The sequence below is a fragment of the Kitasatospora sp. NPDC096140 genome (assembly GCF_040303045.1).
GTDB lineage: Bacteria > Actinomycetota > Actinomycetes > Streptomycetales > Streptomycetaceae > Kitasatospora.
This window is the reverse complement of sequence record NZ_JBEOUW010000009.1, coordinates 200,994-215,836: the sequence shown is the minus strand read 5'-3', so window position 1 is coordinate 215,836 and position 14,843 is coordinate 200,994. Positions and strand designations below refer to the sequence as shown.

Below are 14,843 nucleotides of genomic sequence, written 5' to 3'. Positions count from 1 at the left end.
GAAGTTGAGCACCTTCACCGCCCCCAAGGGCACCTACGACCTGCTGCCCCCCAGCTCCGCGACCTTCCTGGCGATCCGCGAGCGCATCGCAGCGCCCGCCCGCCGGGCCGGCTACGGCTACGTCGAGACCCCGGTCTTCGAGGACGTGAAGCTCTTCTCCCGCGGCGTCGGCGAGTCCACCGACATCGTCACCAAGGAGATGTACAACCTCACCACCAAGGGCGGTGACGAGCTCGCGCTGCGCCCCGAGGGCACCGCCTCGGTGCTGCGCGCCGCGCTCCAGGCCAACCTGCACAAGCAGGGCAACCTGCCGGTCAAGCTCTGGTACTCCGGCTCGTACTACCGCTACGAGCGCGCCCAGAAGGGCCGCTACCGCCAGTTCTCCCAGGTCGGCGCCGAGGCGATCGGCGCCGAGGACCCGGCGCTGGACGCCGAGCTGATCATCCTGGCCGACGACGCCTTCCGCTCGCTGGGCCTGCGCGACTACTCGCTGCTGCTCAACAGCCTCGGCGACAAGCAGTGCCGCCCGGTCTACCGCGCCGCGCTGATCGAGTTCCTCTCCGGCCTGGACCTGGACGAGGACACCCGCCGCCGCGCCGAGATCAACCCGCTGCGCGTGCTGGACGACAAGCGCGAGTCCGTGCAGGCCCAGCTCACCGGCGCCCCGATGCTGCGCGACTACCTGTGCGAGGACTGCAAGGCGTACGACGAGAAGGTCCGCGAGCTGCTCACCGCGGCCGGCGTCGCCTTCGTGGACGACCCGAAGCTGGTCCGCGGCCTGGACTACTACACCCGCACCACCTTCGAGTTCGTGCACAACGGCCTCGGCGCCCAGTCCGCGATCGGCGGCGGCGGCCGCTACGACGGCCTCTCCGAGATGATCGGCGGCCCGGCGCTGCCGTCCGTCGGCTGGGCCCTCGGCGTGGACCGCACCTTCCTGGCGCTGGAGGCCGAGGGCGTCACCCTCGACCTGCCGGCCGCCACCGCGGTGTACGCGGTCGCGCTCGGCGAGGAGGCCAAGAACGTCCTGTTCGCCAAGGTGATCGAGCTGCGCCGGGCCGGCGTGGCCACCGACCTCGCCTTCGGCGTCAAGAGCATCAAGAACGCCATGAAGTCCGCCGACCGGTCCGGCGCCCGCTTCGCCCTGATCGCCGGGGACCGGGACCTCGCCGAGGGCGTCGTCCAGCTCAAGGACCTGAGCACCGGCGAGCAGACCCCCGTCGGCCTCGACGCACTCGTCACCACCCTGAAGGAGAAGCAGCTGTGATCCGCACGCACGACGCGGGCACGCTCCGCCCGGAGCACGCAGGCACCACCGTCACCCTGGCCGGCTGGGTCGCCCGCCGCCGCGACCACGGCGGCGTGGCCTTCATCGACCTGCGCGACGCCTCCGGCACCGTGCAGATCGTGGTCCGCGACCTCGACTCGGTCCACGGCCTGCGCGCCGAGTACTGCGTCAAGGTCGTCGGCGACGTCCGCGTCCGCCCCGAGGGCAACGAGAACCCCGACATCCCGACCGGTGCCGTCGAGGTCGTCGTCAGCGAGATCGAGGTGCTCTCCGAGGCCGCCCCGCTGCCCTTCCCGGTCGCCGAGTACGAGCCGGGCACGGTCAACGAGGAGGTCCGGCTGCGCTACCGCTACCTGGACCTGCGCCGTGAGGGCCCGGCCAAGGGCCTGCGCCTGCGCTCCAAGGTCAACAACATCATCCGCCGGGTGATGGAGGAGAACGACTACCTCGACATCGAGACGCCGTACCTCACCCGCTCCACCCCCGAGGGCGCCCGCGACTTCCTCGTCCCGGTCCGCCTGCAGCCCGGCCACTGGTACGCGCTGCCGCAGTCGCCCCAGCTGTTCAAGCAGCTGCTGATGGTGGCCGGCATGGAGCGCTACTACCAGATCGCCCGCTGCTTCCGCGACGAGGACTTCCGCGCCGACCGGCAGCCGGAGTTCACCCAGCTGGACATCGAGGCCTCGTTCGTCGACCAGGAGGACATCCTGGCCCTCGGCGAGAAGATCATCGGTGCGATCTGGCGCGAGGTGCACGGCTACGAGGTCCCGAACCCGCTGCCGCGGATGACCTACGCGGACGCCATGGCCCGCTTCGGCTCCGACAAGCCGGACGTCCGCTTCGGCCAGGAACTCACCGACCTCACCGAGTACTTCAAGGGCACCGAGTTCCGCGTCTTCCAGGCCCCGTACGTCGGCGCCGTGGTCATGCCCGGCGGCGCCTCGCAGCCCCGCAAGCAGCTGGACGCCTGGCAGGACTGGGCCAAGGCGCGCGGCGCCAAGGGCCTGGCCTACGTGCTGATCGACGCCGAGACCGGCGAGCTGCGCGGCCCCGTCGCCAAGAACCTCTCCGAGGAGCACCTGGCCGGCCTGGCCGCCGCCGCGGGCGCCAAGAACGGCGACGCGGTCTTCTTCGCGGCCGGCAAGGAGCGCGCCTCCCAGGAGCTGCTCGGCGCCGCCCGCCTGGAGATCGGCCGCCGCTGCGAGCTGATCGACGAGTCCAAGTGGGCCTTCCTCTGGGTCGTCGACTTCCCGATGTTCGAGCCGATCGAGGACGACAAGGGCGCCTTCCAGGGCTGGCACGCGGTGCACCACCCGTTCACCGCCCCGACCAAGGAGTCGCTGGACACCTTCGACACCGACCCGGGCTCGGCGCTGTCCAACGCGTACGACCTGGTCCTCAACGGCTCGGAGCTGGGCGGCGGTTCGATCCGTATCCACCAGCGCGACGTGCAGAAGCGGGCGTTCGACGCGATCGGCCTCTCCGAGGAGGAGGCGGCCTCGCAGTTCGGCTTCCTGCTGGACGCCTTCAACTACGGCCCGCCGCCGCACGGTGGTGTCGCCTTCGGCCTCGACCGGATCGTCACGCTGCTCGGCGGGTACGACACCATCCGGGACGTCATCGCCTTCCCGAAGACGTCCACCGGTGGCGACCCGCTGACCGGCGCGCCGACGCCGATCACTCCGGCGCAGCGCCGCGAGGCCGGCGTGGACGCCAAGCCCAAGGTCCGCGAGGACGCCAAGTCCGAGGCTGAGCCCAAGGCCTGACGAAGCGTCACATCCGCTAACCTGCAACGGCCCCGGACGGTCCACCCACCGTCCGGGGCCGGTCCACAACGACGTGTGACACAGGGAGAGTTGACCGATGCAGGTCATAACGAGAGTGGAACGTCCGGCGGACGCCCCGGCGACCAGACGCGTCCACATGGCCGCGTTCCCCGGCCCGGACGAGGCGGACCTGGTGGATGCGCTGCGCCGCGATCCCGCCTGGCTGCCCGGGCTGTCCGTGGTCGCGGTCGACGGGACCGGCCTGGTCGTCGGCCACGCCCTGCTGACCCGGCTGCGGGTCGGGGACGGTGAGGCGCTGGCGCTCGCGCCGGTCGCCGTGGCACCGGAGTGGCAGCGCAGGGGAGTCGGCGAACTCGTCGTCCGGGCCGCGCTGTCGGCGGCCGAGGACGCGGGGGAGAAGCTCGTGGTCGTCCTCGGCGACCCGGCGTACTACGCGCGGTTCGGCTTCTCGCCGGCCGGGCGGCACGAGGTCGTCGGCCCGTTCGAGGTGCCGGACGCGTACTTCCAGGCACTGCCGCTGGCGTCGTACGACGGCGGCCCGCGCGGGCTCTGCCGCTACCCCGAGCCCTTCGTCGCGGTCTAGACCGCCGCCGCTCCTCCTCGGTCCGTCCCGCCGGTTCCTCCCGCCGCCGGTCCGTCCCGGTCCGGCCCGGTCCGCCCTGCGGACCCGCCGTGCTGCGCCTACGGTGAGTGTGCATCAGCACGGGTCGGACGGAGGATCAGAGGGTGGCCGCGAAGCCGGAGCGACTGGCGAGGAAGCCGTACGAGCGGGAGCTGCTGCGGCTGCAGCAGGAGCTGGTGAAGCTCCAGGAGTGGGTGCGGGTCGAGGGCGCCCGGCTGGTGGTGGTCTTCGAAGGACGTGACGCCGCGGGAAAGGGCGGAGCGATCAAGCGGGTGACGGAGTACCTGAACCCGCGCATCGCCCGGGTCGCGGCGCTGCCCACGCCGACCGAGCGGGAGAAGACCCAGTGGTACTTCCAGCGGTACGTGGAGTACCTGCCCGCGGCCGGGGAGATCGTGCTGTTCGACCGCAGCTGGTACAACCGCGCCGGGGTCGAGCGGGTGATGGGCTTCTGCTCCGACGAGGACTACTGGCAGTTCCTGCACCAGTGCCCGAACTTCGAGCGGATGCTGATCGAGGCGGGCATCCTGCTGCGCAAGTACTGGTTCTCGGTGAGCGACACCGAGCAGGAACAGCGTTTCCGGGCCCGGCTGGGGGACCCGATGAAGCGCTGGAAGCTCTCCCCGATGGACGTCGAGTCGATCACCCACTGGGAGGACTACTCGCGGGCCAAGGACGAGATGTTCATCCACACCGACATCCCGGATTCGCCCTGGCACGTGGTGGAGAGCGACGACAAGCGCCGGGCCCGGATCAACATGATCGCCCACCTGCTGTCCACCGTGCCGTACCACGAGATCAAGGCGCCGCGGATCGACCTGCCGCCGCGCCCGGCCCCGCGCGGCTACCAGCGGCCCCCGCGCGACCTGCAGAAGTACGTCCCGGACCACGCTGCCAGACTGGAGTAGACGGGGCCCGCCGGGCGCTGCTGTCGAGAACCGGCCCCGTGTGGCGCCCGGGCGTCCGCAGGAGGCGCGCTCATGTTCGTCCGTACCGTCTACGCCACCGGCAACCCGGAGCGGATCGACCGGACCCTCGACGGGTTCAGGGCCGAGGCCGTCGGGCTGCTCACCGCCCAGCCCGGCTACCGGGGCTACGGGCTGTTCGCCGACCGCGAGCTCGGCAAGATCACCATGGGTTCGTGGTGGGAGTCCGCGCAGGCCGAGCGGGACAGCGACCGGGAGCTGCGGGCGCGCCGCGCCGAGCTGCTGGCGCCGTTCGAGGGCACGGCGGCCACCGCCCTGTGGGAGGTCGCGGTGGAGACCCCGCCCGGCGAGGCCGGGCCGGGCGCCTGGTTCCGCGTGGTGCGCACCGACGCCGACCCGGCCGGGGTGGACCGGATGGCGGAGGTCTTCCGGGACCGCGCGCTGCCGGTGCTGGAGAAGTCGCCGGGGTTCGTCTCCGCGGCGATGCTGGTCGACCGGGCGACCGGGCGCGCCTCGGTGGGCGCGATCTTCGCGGACCGGGAGACGCTGGTGGCCTCGCGCGGTCCGCAGGCCGACGCCCGGGCGAGGGCGGTCGCGGCGGCCGGCGTCACGGTGTGGTCGCTGGAGGAGTTCGAGGTCGTCCTGCTCGACCACCGTCGCTCGTAGGGCCAGGCCCCGGACGGCCCCGGCGTGTCGGCGGCCTCGCATAGGCTTCCGGTGTGGACGAACCGGACCTCTTCACCGCCGCCGCCGAGGAACTCCAGACCAGGGAGCCCGGCCGGGCGCCGCTGGCCGTACGGATGCGCCCGCGCACCCTGGACGAGGTGGCCGGGCAGCGGCAGCTGCTGAAGCCCGGCTCGCCGCTGCGGCGGCTGGTCACGAGCTCGCGCGGGCCGGCGGCCACCAGCTCGGTGATCCTCTGGGGCCCGCCCGGCACCGGGAAGACCACGCTGGCGCACGTGATCAGCCAGGCCGTCGAGGGGCGCTTCGTCGAGCTGTCCGCGATCACCGCCGGGGTCAAGGAGGTCCGGGCGGTGATCGACGGCGCCCGGCGCGCGGTCGGGATGTCCGGCCGGGAGACGGTGCTCTTCCTGGACGAGATCCACCGCTTCTCCAAGGCCCAGCAGGACTCGCTGCTGCCGGCCGTCGAGAACCGCTGGGTCACGCTGATCGCGGCGACCACCGAGAACCCGTACTTCTCAGTGATCTCCCCGCTGCTGTCCCGCTCGCTGCTGCTCACCCTGGAGTCGCTGACCGACGAGGACATCCGCGCACTGCTGCGCCGGGCGGTGGCCGACGAGCGCGGCCTGGAGGGCGCGCTGGAGCTGACCGAGGAGGCCGAGGACCACCTGGTGCGGCTGGCCGGCGGGGACGCCCGGCGGGCGCTCACCACGTTGGAGGCGGCGGCCGGGGCGGCGCTGGAGAAGGGCGAGCCGAGCATCACGCTGGCCACCACGGAGACGGCCGTCAACCACGCGGCGGTCCGCTACGACAAGGACGGCGACCAGCACTACGACGTGGCGAGCGCGCTGATCAAGTCGATCCGCGGCAGCGACGTGGACGCGACCCTGCACTACCTGGCCCGGATGATCGAGGCGGGGGAGGACCCGCGGTTCATCGCCCGCCGGCTGATGATCTCGGCCAGCGAGGACGTCGGCCTGGCGGACCCGACGGCGCTGCAGACGGCGGTGGCGGCCGCGCAGGCGGTGGCGCTGATCGGCTTCCCGGAAGCGCGGATCATCCTCTCCCAGGCGGCGATCGCGCTGGCGCTGGCGCCCAAGTCCAACGCGGCGTACCTGGCGATCGACGCGGCGCTGGCGGACGTCCGGCAGGGCCTGGCGGGTGCGGTGCCGGCACACCTGCGGGACGCCCACTACGGCGGCGCGGGCAAGCTCGGCCACGGCAAGGGCTACCGGTACCCGCACGACCTGCCGGAGGGCATCGCCGCCCAGCAGTACGCACCGGACGCGGTGCACGGCCGGGAGTACTACCAGCCGACCCGGCGCGGCGGCGAGGCGCGGTACGCGGACGTCGTGGAGTGGACCCGGGGGCGGCTGCGCGGCGAGCGGCGCAGCGAGCAGCAGGCGGAGCGGCAGCCCGGGAAGGCCGAGCGGGAGCCGGAGCGGGAGCCCGGGCACAAGGGCGAGTGACCGGCGGCTATACTCGGTCGGAGTGCCATGTCCCGGGACGGCGGCGGGGGAGACCCCACCGACCGGCCGCACCAGCGGGACATCGGCGGTAGGCCCCTTCCGAGGGGCCCGCACCAGGAGCGTCGCGCACCGTTTCGGTGTCGCGGGTGGCCCAGGTTCTGGGCCGGCCCGTGTGACAAGCACTTTCGTGCCCGGCTCCGGAGAGCGGCTGATCCCATCGCGCAGGCGGCGGGGTTTTCTCCGGGTCGCGACATGCGACCTCCGTCAACACCTGGTGAAGCCGTATTCGTGAGCAAGGAAGGTTTGGTTCATGGCGAACCAGAAGCGTCCCAAGGTCAAGATCGCGCGTGCGCTCGGCGTGCCGCTGACCCCGAAGTCCGTCAAGTACTTCGAGGCCCGCCCGTACCCGCCCGGCCAGCACGGCCGTGGTCGCAAGCAGAACTCGGACTACAAGGTCCGTCTGCTTGAGAAGCAGCGTCTTCGCGCCCAGTACGACCTGAGCGAGAAGCAGCTGTCGCGTGCGTTCGACCGCGCGAAGAAGGCCGAGGGCAAGACCGGTGAGGCGCTCGTCGCCGAGCTGGAGACCCGTCTGGACTCCCTGGTCCTGCGTTCGGGCATCGCCCGCACCATCTACCAGGCCCGCCAGATGGTCGTCCACGGCCACATCGAGGTCAACGGTGGCAAGGTCAACAAGCCGTCGTTCCAGATGAAGCCGGGCTTCGTGGTGACCGTCCGCGAGCGCAGCAAGGAGAAGGTCCCCTTCCAGGTCGCCCGTGAGGGTGGCTACGCGGGTGAGGGCCAGACCCCGAAGTACCTTGAGGTCAACCTGAAGGCCCTGGCCTTCCGCCTGGACCGTGCGCCGCAGCGCAAGGAGGTCCCGGTGATCTGTGACGAGCAGCTCGTCGTCGAGTACTACTCGCGCTGACCCGCGAGCGGTTCCGCTCTTCGCAGGACCACGAGTGAGCCCCCGTCGCCTTTCGAGGCGGCGGGGGCTTGCCCCTTTTCCGGGCGCCGCCGGTTCTCCGGGTGCCGCCGGTTCTCCCGACGTCGCCGGTTTCCCGGGCGCCGCCGGTCAGACGCTCTCGCCGGCCATCGCGGCGGCCAGCCGCAGGTGCGGGCGGGCCTCCTCGGTGCGGCCCTGGCGCTCCAGGGTGCGGCCGAGCATCATCCGGGCGTAGTCCTCGGCCGGGTCGGCGTCCAGGATCCGGATCAACTCGGCCTCGGCGCGGCCGAGTTGGGCGGAGTGGTAGTAGCTGCGGGCGAGCAGCAGCCGGACGGAGAGGTTGGCCGGCTCCTCGGCCAGCACGCCCTCAAGCATGCGGGCGGCGTCGGTGTACGCCTTGGAGTCGAAGTAGAACGTCGCCATGCGGTACTCGTCGGCGGTGTTGTGGACGGCCATGGTGCTCCTTCCGGGTGGATCCTTGCCTCCTCAAGCAACGGACAAGTTTCAACTATTCCGGACCGGCGAGGGGGCCGGCGCGGGCGGCACCGAGCAGGGCCCCGGACCGCGCTCGGGGCCCTCCGCCGAGCCTCCGCCGCCGAGCGCCCGGCTGACGGCCTCGTCCACGTCCAGCCGGGCCCCGGCCTCGTAGCACTCCCGGTACTCCTGCTCGGTCAGCCCGGCCCGGGCCCGCTCCGCGCACTCCTGGTGGGTGCCGAAGAAGTTCCGCGAGCCGAGGAACGGCGTGCCGACCGCGCGCCAGATCCGGTGCGCGGCGCCCTGCAGCACCCGGGCCTCGCGCAGGTCGCCCGCCTCGTCCGGGCCGTTCGGCTCGGTCTCCAGCAGCGCCAGCAGGTCGATCCCCAGCACGATGCCGAGCAGGTCGTGGAAGAGGTGGTTCAGCCGCACGCACTCCCGGGCCAGCGCGCGGGCCGCCTGGACCGCGCCGTCCAGCCAGTGCGAGTACGCCGTCGCGTACAGCACGTACGCGTACGCCCACTGCTCGCCGTGCTCCTCGCACAGTTCGCGGGCCTGGCCGAACCAGAGCTCACCGCTGTCCAGGTCGCCCTGGAACAGGTAGGCCAGGCCGAGCTCCAGCATGGCCATCGCGACGTTGCTGTTGAGCTCGCCGATGGTCCGGTAGTGCCAGAGCGCCTCCTCGAACAGCTCGGCGGCGCGGTGCGGGTCGTCGCCGATCAGGGCGGCGCAGCCCTGGCGGTGGACGGCGTAGGCGAGGGCCCGGTCGTCACCGGTGTCCAGGGCCTGGCGGCGGCACTCCTCCAGGGCGGGACGGGCGGCGGCCAGGTCCCCCTGGAGCGTGGCCGTGTAGCCGGTCACCCAGAGCGCCTTGGCCCGGGCCTCGGTGGGTTCGCGGTCCAGTGCGAGTGCGCGGTCCAGCCAGTGCCGGCCCTCGCCGAGGTGGCCGCAGCCGACCCAGTAGAACCAGAGCGTGCCGGCCAGCAGCAGGGCGATCTGCTCCTCGCCGGGCTCGCCGAGGCAGAACTCCAGCGCCGCTCGGAGGTTGGTGTGGGCCAGCCCGGTGCGTTCGGCGGTCTCCGCCTGGCGGGGGCCGAACCACTCCACCTCGCCCCAGGTGGCGACGCCCAGGTACCAGTCCCGGTGGCGGCGGCGCAGCCGCGGCTCCTCGCCGGCGGCGCGCAGCCAGTGGCCGCCGTACTCGCGCAGGGTGTCCAGCAGCCGGAAGCGGACGCCGAAGGCGCTGTCCTCGCGCAGCACCACGGACTTGGCGACCAGCTCGTCGAGCAGGTCCAGCACGTCCTCGGGCTCGATGCCGTCGCCGGCGCAGACGTACTCGGCGGCCTCAAGGTCGAAGCTGCCGGCGAAGATCGACAGGCGGGCCCAGAGTAAACGTTCCTGCACCGTGCAGAGCTCGTGACTCCAGCCGATCGTCGTCCGCAGCGTCTGGTGCCGCGGCAGGGCCGTCCGGGAGCCGCCGGTGAGCAGCCGGAAGCGGTCGTCCAGGCGGGCGGTGATCTGCTCCACGGACAGCGCGCGCAGCCGCCCGGCCGCCAGCTCCACGGCCAGCGGGATGCCGTCCAGCCGTCGGCAGAGCAGGCCGACCGCCTCGGCGTTGGCCTCGGTCACCGCGAAGGAGGGCAGCACCGCCCGGGCCCGGTCGGCGAACAGCCGCACCGCGTCCGGCAGCGCGCCGGGCCCGGCGGGCCCGGCCGGCGCCGGGTCGACCGGCAGCGGCGCGAGGGTCAGCAGGTGCTCGCCGGAGGCGCGCAGCGCGGTGCGGCTGGTGGCCAGCAGGCGCAGGCCGGGCAGCGCCCGCAGCAGCGCGTCCGCCAGCTCGGCGCAGGCCTCGACCAGGTGCTCGCAGCCGTCCAGCACCAGCAGCAGGCGGCGGCCGGCCAGCCGCTCGGTCAGCACGTCCAGCGGCGGACGGGCGGTGCCGTCGGTCAGCCGCAGGGCCTCCAGGACGGCGTGGCCGAGCAGCAGCGGGTCCTGCACCGGGGCGATGTCCACCAGCCAGGTGCCGTCCGGGAACCCGCCGCCCGCGCGGGCCGCCGCGCGCAGCGCCAGCCGGCTCTTGCCCACCCCGCCCGGACCGGTCACCGTCACCAGCCGGGCCGTGGCCAGCAGACGCGCCAGTTCGGCCAGTTCCCGCTGCCGCCCGACGAAGCCGGTCACCTCGGCCGGCAGCCGGCCGTGCTCCGGCTCGCGCGGCCCCGCCGGGGGCTCCCCGGGCTGTGCTGTCCAGTCGCCGGCCAAGCGCTGCTCCCGTCTCCCAGGCCGGACCGTTCGCGGCCCGGACGTGCTCGGGCCGTCCGCGCGACGGCCTGCCTGGCAGAACGAGGTGACCGGCCGGTAGGTTACGCGCGCGGATCGCACACCCGGTCGGACCGACCGCGTCGACAACCCGGTCCGGAAACCGGGCGTGGGCGCGATAGGGTTCCGTCTGGAGAACAGCAAGGCGAGGGAGCGCGCAAAGGTGTCCGTGGGAGAGCTGGCCGGATTGCTCGTCGCCGTGTTCTGGGCGGTCCTGGTCACCCTGCTCGCCGTGGTCCTCGTCCGCCTCTCGCGGGTGCTGAAGGAGGCCGCCGTCCTGGTCTCCGCCGTCACCGAACAGGCCGTGCCGCTGCTGACCGACGCGGGCGCCGCGGTGCGCAGCGCCAACGAGCAGCTGGAGCGGGTGGACGAGATCACCGCCAACGTGCAGGACGCCGCCGCCAACGCCAACGCGCTCTCCTCCACCGTGGCCGCCACCCTGGGTGGACCGCTGGTGAAGGTCGCGGCCTTCAGCTACGGCGTCCGCAAGGCCGTCGCCAAGCAGCAGGGCCACCTGCCGTCCGTGCCGATGCAGACCGGCGAGCGCGACGAGCTGGCCCGGCTGATCCGGGCCGAGGTGCGTGCCGCGACCGCGCCCAGGGGCGGCCTGCTCTCCAGGGTCCGTCGAGCGGTGAGGGGCTGACGTCATGGCACGCATCTTCTGGATGGCGGTCGGCGCCGGTGCCGCGGTGTGGGCCATGAAGAAGGCCAACGGCGCGGTGCAGAGGCTCACGCCGGACAGCCTCTCCGGCACCGCCGCGCGCGGCGCGCTGCACCTGGGCGACCTCGCCAAGCAGTTCGCCCAGGACGTGCGGGCCGGCATGGCCGAGCGCGAGGAGCAGCTGAAGGACGACCTCGGGCTGCACGGCACCGCCGTGGCGGAGCCCCGAAGAGTCCTGCGCGGCGAGCCGCAGTACCGAGCTATCTCGGCGGCGCCCGGAAGCCGGGCCGCCGCCCTGCCCCCCGCCCGCGGTTCCCGAACCGCTCCCCAAGCCATTGAAGAAACGCCCCGCCGCGCCCTGCCGCCGCGGGGCGGCACCCCGAACCGGAAGGACCACTAATGGAGTCGGCTGAGATCCGCCGCCGCTGGCTGCGCTTCTTCGAGGAGCGCGGCCACACCGTCGTTCCGTCGGCGTCCCTGGTCGCCGACGACCCCACCCTGCTGCTCGTCAACGCCGGCATGGTGCCGTTCAAGCCCTACTTCCTGGGCGAGGTCAAGCCGCAGTTCTCGCGCGCCACCAGCGTCCAGAAGTGCGTGCGCACCCTGGACATCGAGGAGGTCGGGAAGACCACCCGACACGGCTCCTTCTTCCAGATGTGCGGCAACTTCTCCTTCGGCGACTACTTCAAGGAAGGAGCCATCAAGTTCGCGTGGGACCTGCTCACCACGCCCGTCGCGGACGGTGGCTACGGCCTGGAGGAGGAGAAGCTCTGGATCACCGTCTACAAGGACGACGACGAGGCTGAGCAGATCTGGCGTGACGTCATCGGCGTCCCCGCCGAGCGGATCCAGCGCCTCGGCATGAAGGACAACTTCTGGTCGATGGGCGTCCCCGGCCCGTGCGGCCCGTGCTCGGAGATCAACTACGACCGCGGCCCCGCGTACGGCGAGGAGGGCGGCCCGGCCGTCAACGGCGAGCGCTACCTGGAGATCTGGAACCTGGTCTTCATGCAGTACGAGCGCGGCCACGGCGACGGCAAGGACGGCTTCGAAATCCTCGGCGACCTGCCGAGCAAGAACATCGACACCGGCCTCGGCCTGGAGCGCCTCGCCGCCATCCTGCAGGGCGTCGACAACCTCTTCGAGATCGACACCAGCCGGATGATCCTCGACCGCGCCGCCGAGCTGACCGGTCACGCCTACGGCGCCGACCACAAGTCGGACGTCTCGCTGCGCGTGGTCACCGACCACATCCGCACCGCGCTGATGCTGGTCGGCGACGGCGTCACCCCTGGCAACGAGGGCCGCGGCTACGTGCTGCGCCGCATCCTGCGCCGCGCCATCCGCAACATGCGCCTGCTGGGCGCCACCGAGCCGGTGGCCAAGGAGCTCATCGACGTCGCCATCAAGGCGATGGCGCCGCAGTACCCCGAGCTGGAGATCGACCGCAAGCGCATCGAGACGGTCGTCGTCGGCGAGGAGGCGGCCTTCCTGCAGACCCTGAAGGCCGGCACCAACCTGCTGGACGCCGCGGTCACCGACACCAAGCAGTCGGGCGGCGTGGTGCTCTCCGGCGAGCAGGCGTTCAAGCTGCACGACACCTACGGCTTCCCGATCGACCTCACCCTGGAGATGGCCGAGGAGCAGGGCCTCCAGGTGGACGAGGCCGGCTTCCGCCGCCTGATGCAGGAGCAGCGGGACCGCGCCAAGGCGGACGCCAAGGCCAAGAAGATGGGCCACGCCGACGTCGCCGCGTACCGCGAGGTCGCCGACAAGTCCGGCGCGAGCGTCTTCACCGGCTACTCCCTCACCGAGGGCGAGGCCACCGTGGTCGGCCTGCTGGTGGACGGCGTGCCCTCGCCGGCCGCCTCCGAGGGCGACGAGATCGAGATCATCCTCGACCGCACCCCGTTCTACGCCGAGGGCGGCGGCCAGCTCGCCGACCACGGCCGGATCCGGCTGGAGTCCGGCGCGGTGGTGGAGATCCGCGACGTGCAGCAGCCCGTCCCGGGCGTCATCGTGCACTCCGGCGGCGTGCTGTTCGGCGAGGTCGTGCTGGGCGCCTCGGCGTACGCCACGATCGACACCGAGCGCCGCCGGGCGATCGCCCGCGCCCACTCGGCCACCCACCTGACCCACCAGGCGCTGCGCGACGCGCTCGGCCCGACGGCCGCCCAGGCCGGCTCCGAGAACGCCCCCGGCCGCTTCCGCTTCGACTTCGGCTCGCCCGCGGCCGTCCCGGGCACCGTGCTGGTCGACGTCGAGCAGAAGATCAACGACGTGCTGGGCCGCGAACTCGACGTCACCGCCGAGGTCATGACGATGGACCAGGCCCGCAAGGCCGGCGCCATCGCGATGTTCGGCGAGAAGTACGGCGACGAGGTCCGGGTCGTCACCATCGGCGACTTCTCCAAGGAGCTGTGCGGTGGCACGCACGTCGGCAACACCGCCCAGCTGGGCCTGGTGAAGCTGCTCGGCGAGTCCTCGATCGGCTCCGGCGTGCGCCGCGTGGAGGCGCTGGTCGGCGTCGACGCGTACAAGTTCCTGGCGCGTGAGCACACCGTGGTCTCCCAGCTCACCGAGCTGGTCAAGGGCCGTCCGGAGGAGCTGCCGGAGAAGATCTCGGGCATGCTCGCCAAGCTCAAGGACGCCGAGAAGGAGATCGAGCGCTTCCGCGCCGAGAAGGTGCTGGCCGCCGCGGCGGGCCTGGCCGACTCGGCCGAGGACGTGCACGGCATCGCCGTGGTCGCCGCGCAGGTCGCCGACGGCGTGGGTGCGGACGAGCTGCGCAAGCTGGTCCTGGACGTGCGCGGCCGCCTCGGCTCGCGCCCGGCCGTGGTCGCCGCCTTCACCGTGGCGAACGACCGCCCGCTGACCGTGATCGCCACCAACGAGGACGCCCGCGGCCGCGGCATCAAGGCCGGCGAGCTGGTCCGGACCGCCGCCAAGACCCTCGGCGGCGGCGGTGGCGGCAAGGACGACGTGGCCCAGGGCGGCGGCTCCAACCCGGCCGCGGTCGGCGAGGCCATCGCCGCGGTGCGCGGCCTGGTCGCGGAGCGCGCCAGCTGATGGAGCAGGAGGAGAGGCCCTTCCGGCGTGGGCGGCGGATCGCCGTCGACGTCGGTGACGCCCGGATCGGGGTCGCGTCCTGCGACCCCGACGGGGTGCTCGCCACGCCCGTGGAGACCGTCCCGGCCGGCGTGAAGTCGCAGGCCAGGATCGCCGCCATCGTCGACGAGTACGGCGCGATGGAGGTGATCGTCGGGCTGCCGCGCTCACTGAGCGGCAAGGAGGGCCCGGCGGCGGAGAAGGTCCGGGCGTACGCGGCGCGGCTGGCCAACCGGCTCTACCCGGTGCCGGTGCGGCTGGTGGACGAGCGGATGTCGACCGTCACCGCGACCCACGGGCTGCGGGCGTCGGGGGTCAAGGCGAAGAAGGGCCGCTCGGTGGTCGACCAGGCCGCCGCGGTGGTGATCCTGCAGACCGCCCTTGAGTCCGAACGGGTGAGCGGACGCCCGCCCGGTGAGAGCGTCGAGGCGGTCGGCTGAGGAGCCTGATCTAACGTCCCGATTGAGGGGTGCGGGGGGGGCGGGGGCGCCCGGCCCCCGCGCGGGGGGTTGCGCGGTCGGGGCGGGCGCAGTGGGGTGGGGTCCCGACGGGGAGGGGCGGCGCGCGG

The 14,843-nt window shown here is 72.8% G+C and carries 13 protein-coding genes; 11 read left to right on the top strand and 2 right to left on the bottom strand.

Going from position 1 to position 14,843, the window contains the following annotated elements; genetic code table 11:
* Positions 1-4 precede the first annotated feature (4 nt).
* From hisS to rpsD, 7 genes are all read left to right on the top strand, one after another.
* Positions 5-1,267, top strand: a complete 1,263-nt coding sequence (hisS, locus tag ABT048_RS12145) for a histidine--tRNA ligase (protein ID WP_350521261.1) — start codon at positions 5-7, stop codon at positions 1,265-1,267.
* Positions 1,264-3,054, top strand: a complete 1,791-nt coding sequence (gene aspS, locus ABT048_RS12140; RefSeq protein WP_350521260.1) for an aspartate--tRNA ligase — start codon at positions 1,264-1,266, stop codon at positions 3,052-3,054. The genes hisS and aspS overlap by 4 nt, the downstream gene beginning before the upstream one ends.
* Before the next feature lie 97 nt (positions 3,055-3,151).
* Complete coding sequence (locus ABT048_RS12135; RefSeq protein WP_350521259.1) at positions 3,152-3,658, top strand: GNAT family N-acetyltransferase; 507 nt, start codon at positions 3,152-3,154, stop codon at positions 3,656-3,658.
* Between the two features lie 143 nt (positions 3,659-3,801).
* On the top strand, positions 3,802-4,605 hold the full coding sequence (ppk2, locus tag ABT048_RS12130) for a polyphosphate kinase 2 (RefSeq protein ID WP_350521258.1): 804 nt from the start codon (positions 3,802-3,804) through the stop codon (positions 4,603-4,605).
* 72 nt (positions 4,606-4,677) lie between these two features.
* Complete coding sequence (locus tag ABT048_RS12125) at positions 4,678-5,289, top strand: antibiotic biosynthesis monooxygenase (RefSeq protein ID WP_350521257.1); 612 nt, start codon at positions 4,678-4,680, stop codon at positions 5,287-5,289.
* Between the two features lie 53 nt (positions 5,290-5,342).
* The gene (locus ABT048_RS12120) at positions 5,343-6,773 is read left to right on the top strand and encodes a replication-associated recombination protein A (protein ID WP_350521256.1); all 1,431 of its coding nucleotides are present in this window, start codon (positions 5,343-5,345) and stop codon (positions 6,771-6,773) included.
* A 310-nt stretch (positions 6,774-7,083) separates the two neighbouring features.
* A complete protein-coding gene (rpsD, locus tag ABT048_RS12115) occupies positions 7,084-7,698 on the top strand; it encodes a 30S ribosomal protein S4 (RefSeq protein ID WP_196952100.1) in 615 nt (204 codons plus the stop codon).
* A 147-nt stretch (positions 7,699-7,845) separates the two neighbouring features.
* Here the strand turns inward: rpsD and ABT048_RS12110 are convergent, their stop codons facing one another.
* Together ABT048_RS12110 and ABT048_RS12105 are read right to left on the bottom strand one after the other, a co-directional pair.
* Entirely contained in the window at positions 7,846-8,172 is a 327-nt protein-coding gene (locus ABT048_RS12110) for a tetratricopeptide repeat protein (RefSeq protein WP_350521255.1), read from the bottom strand.
* 48 nt (positions 8,173-8,220) lie between these two features.
* Positions 8,221-10,449: an ATP-binding protein gene (locus ABT048_RS12105; protein WP_350521254.1), complete on the bottom strand. Its 2,229-nt coding sequence runs from the start codon at positions 10,447-10,449 to the stop codon at positions 8,221-8,223.
* A gap of 220 nt (positions 10,450-10,669) precedes the next feature.
* On the opposite strand from ABT048_RS12105, the gene ABT048_RS12100 reads away from it, so the two are divergent.
* From ABT048_RS12100 to ruvX, 4 genes are read left to right on the top strand one after another with little or no spacing between them, the layout of a single operon-like run.
* A complete protein-coding gene (locus ABT048_RS12100; protein ID WP_350521253.1) occupies positions 10,670-11,149 on the top strand; it encodes a DUF948 domain-containing protein in 480 nt (159 codons plus the stop codon).
* A gap of 4 nt (positions 11,150-11,153) precedes the next feature.
* Entirely contained in the window at positions 11,154-11,567 is a 414-nt protein-coding gene (locus ABT048_RS12095) for a DUF6167 family protein (RefSeq protein WP_350521252.1), read from the top strand.
* Positions 11,567-14,236 carry an alanine--tRNA ligase gene (gene alaS, locus ABT048_RS12090; protein ID WP_350521251.1) on the top strand — a complete coding sequence of 890 codons (2,670 nt, stop codon included), beginning with the start codon at positions 11,567-11,569 and terminating at the stop codon, positions 14,234-14,236. The genes ABT048_RS12095 and alaS overlap by 1 nt, the downstream gene beginning before the upstream one ends.
* The gene (gene ruvX / locus ABT048_RS12085) at positions 14,236-14,715 is read left to right on the top strand and encodes a Holliday junction resolvase RuvX (protein ID WP_350521250.1); all 480 of its coding nucleotides are present in this window, start codon (positions 14,236-14,238) and stop codon (positions 14,713-14,715) included. The genes alaS and ruvX overlap by 1 nt, the downstream gene beginning before the upstream one ends.
* The last annotated feature ends 128 nt before the right edge of the window (positions 14,716-14,843 follow it).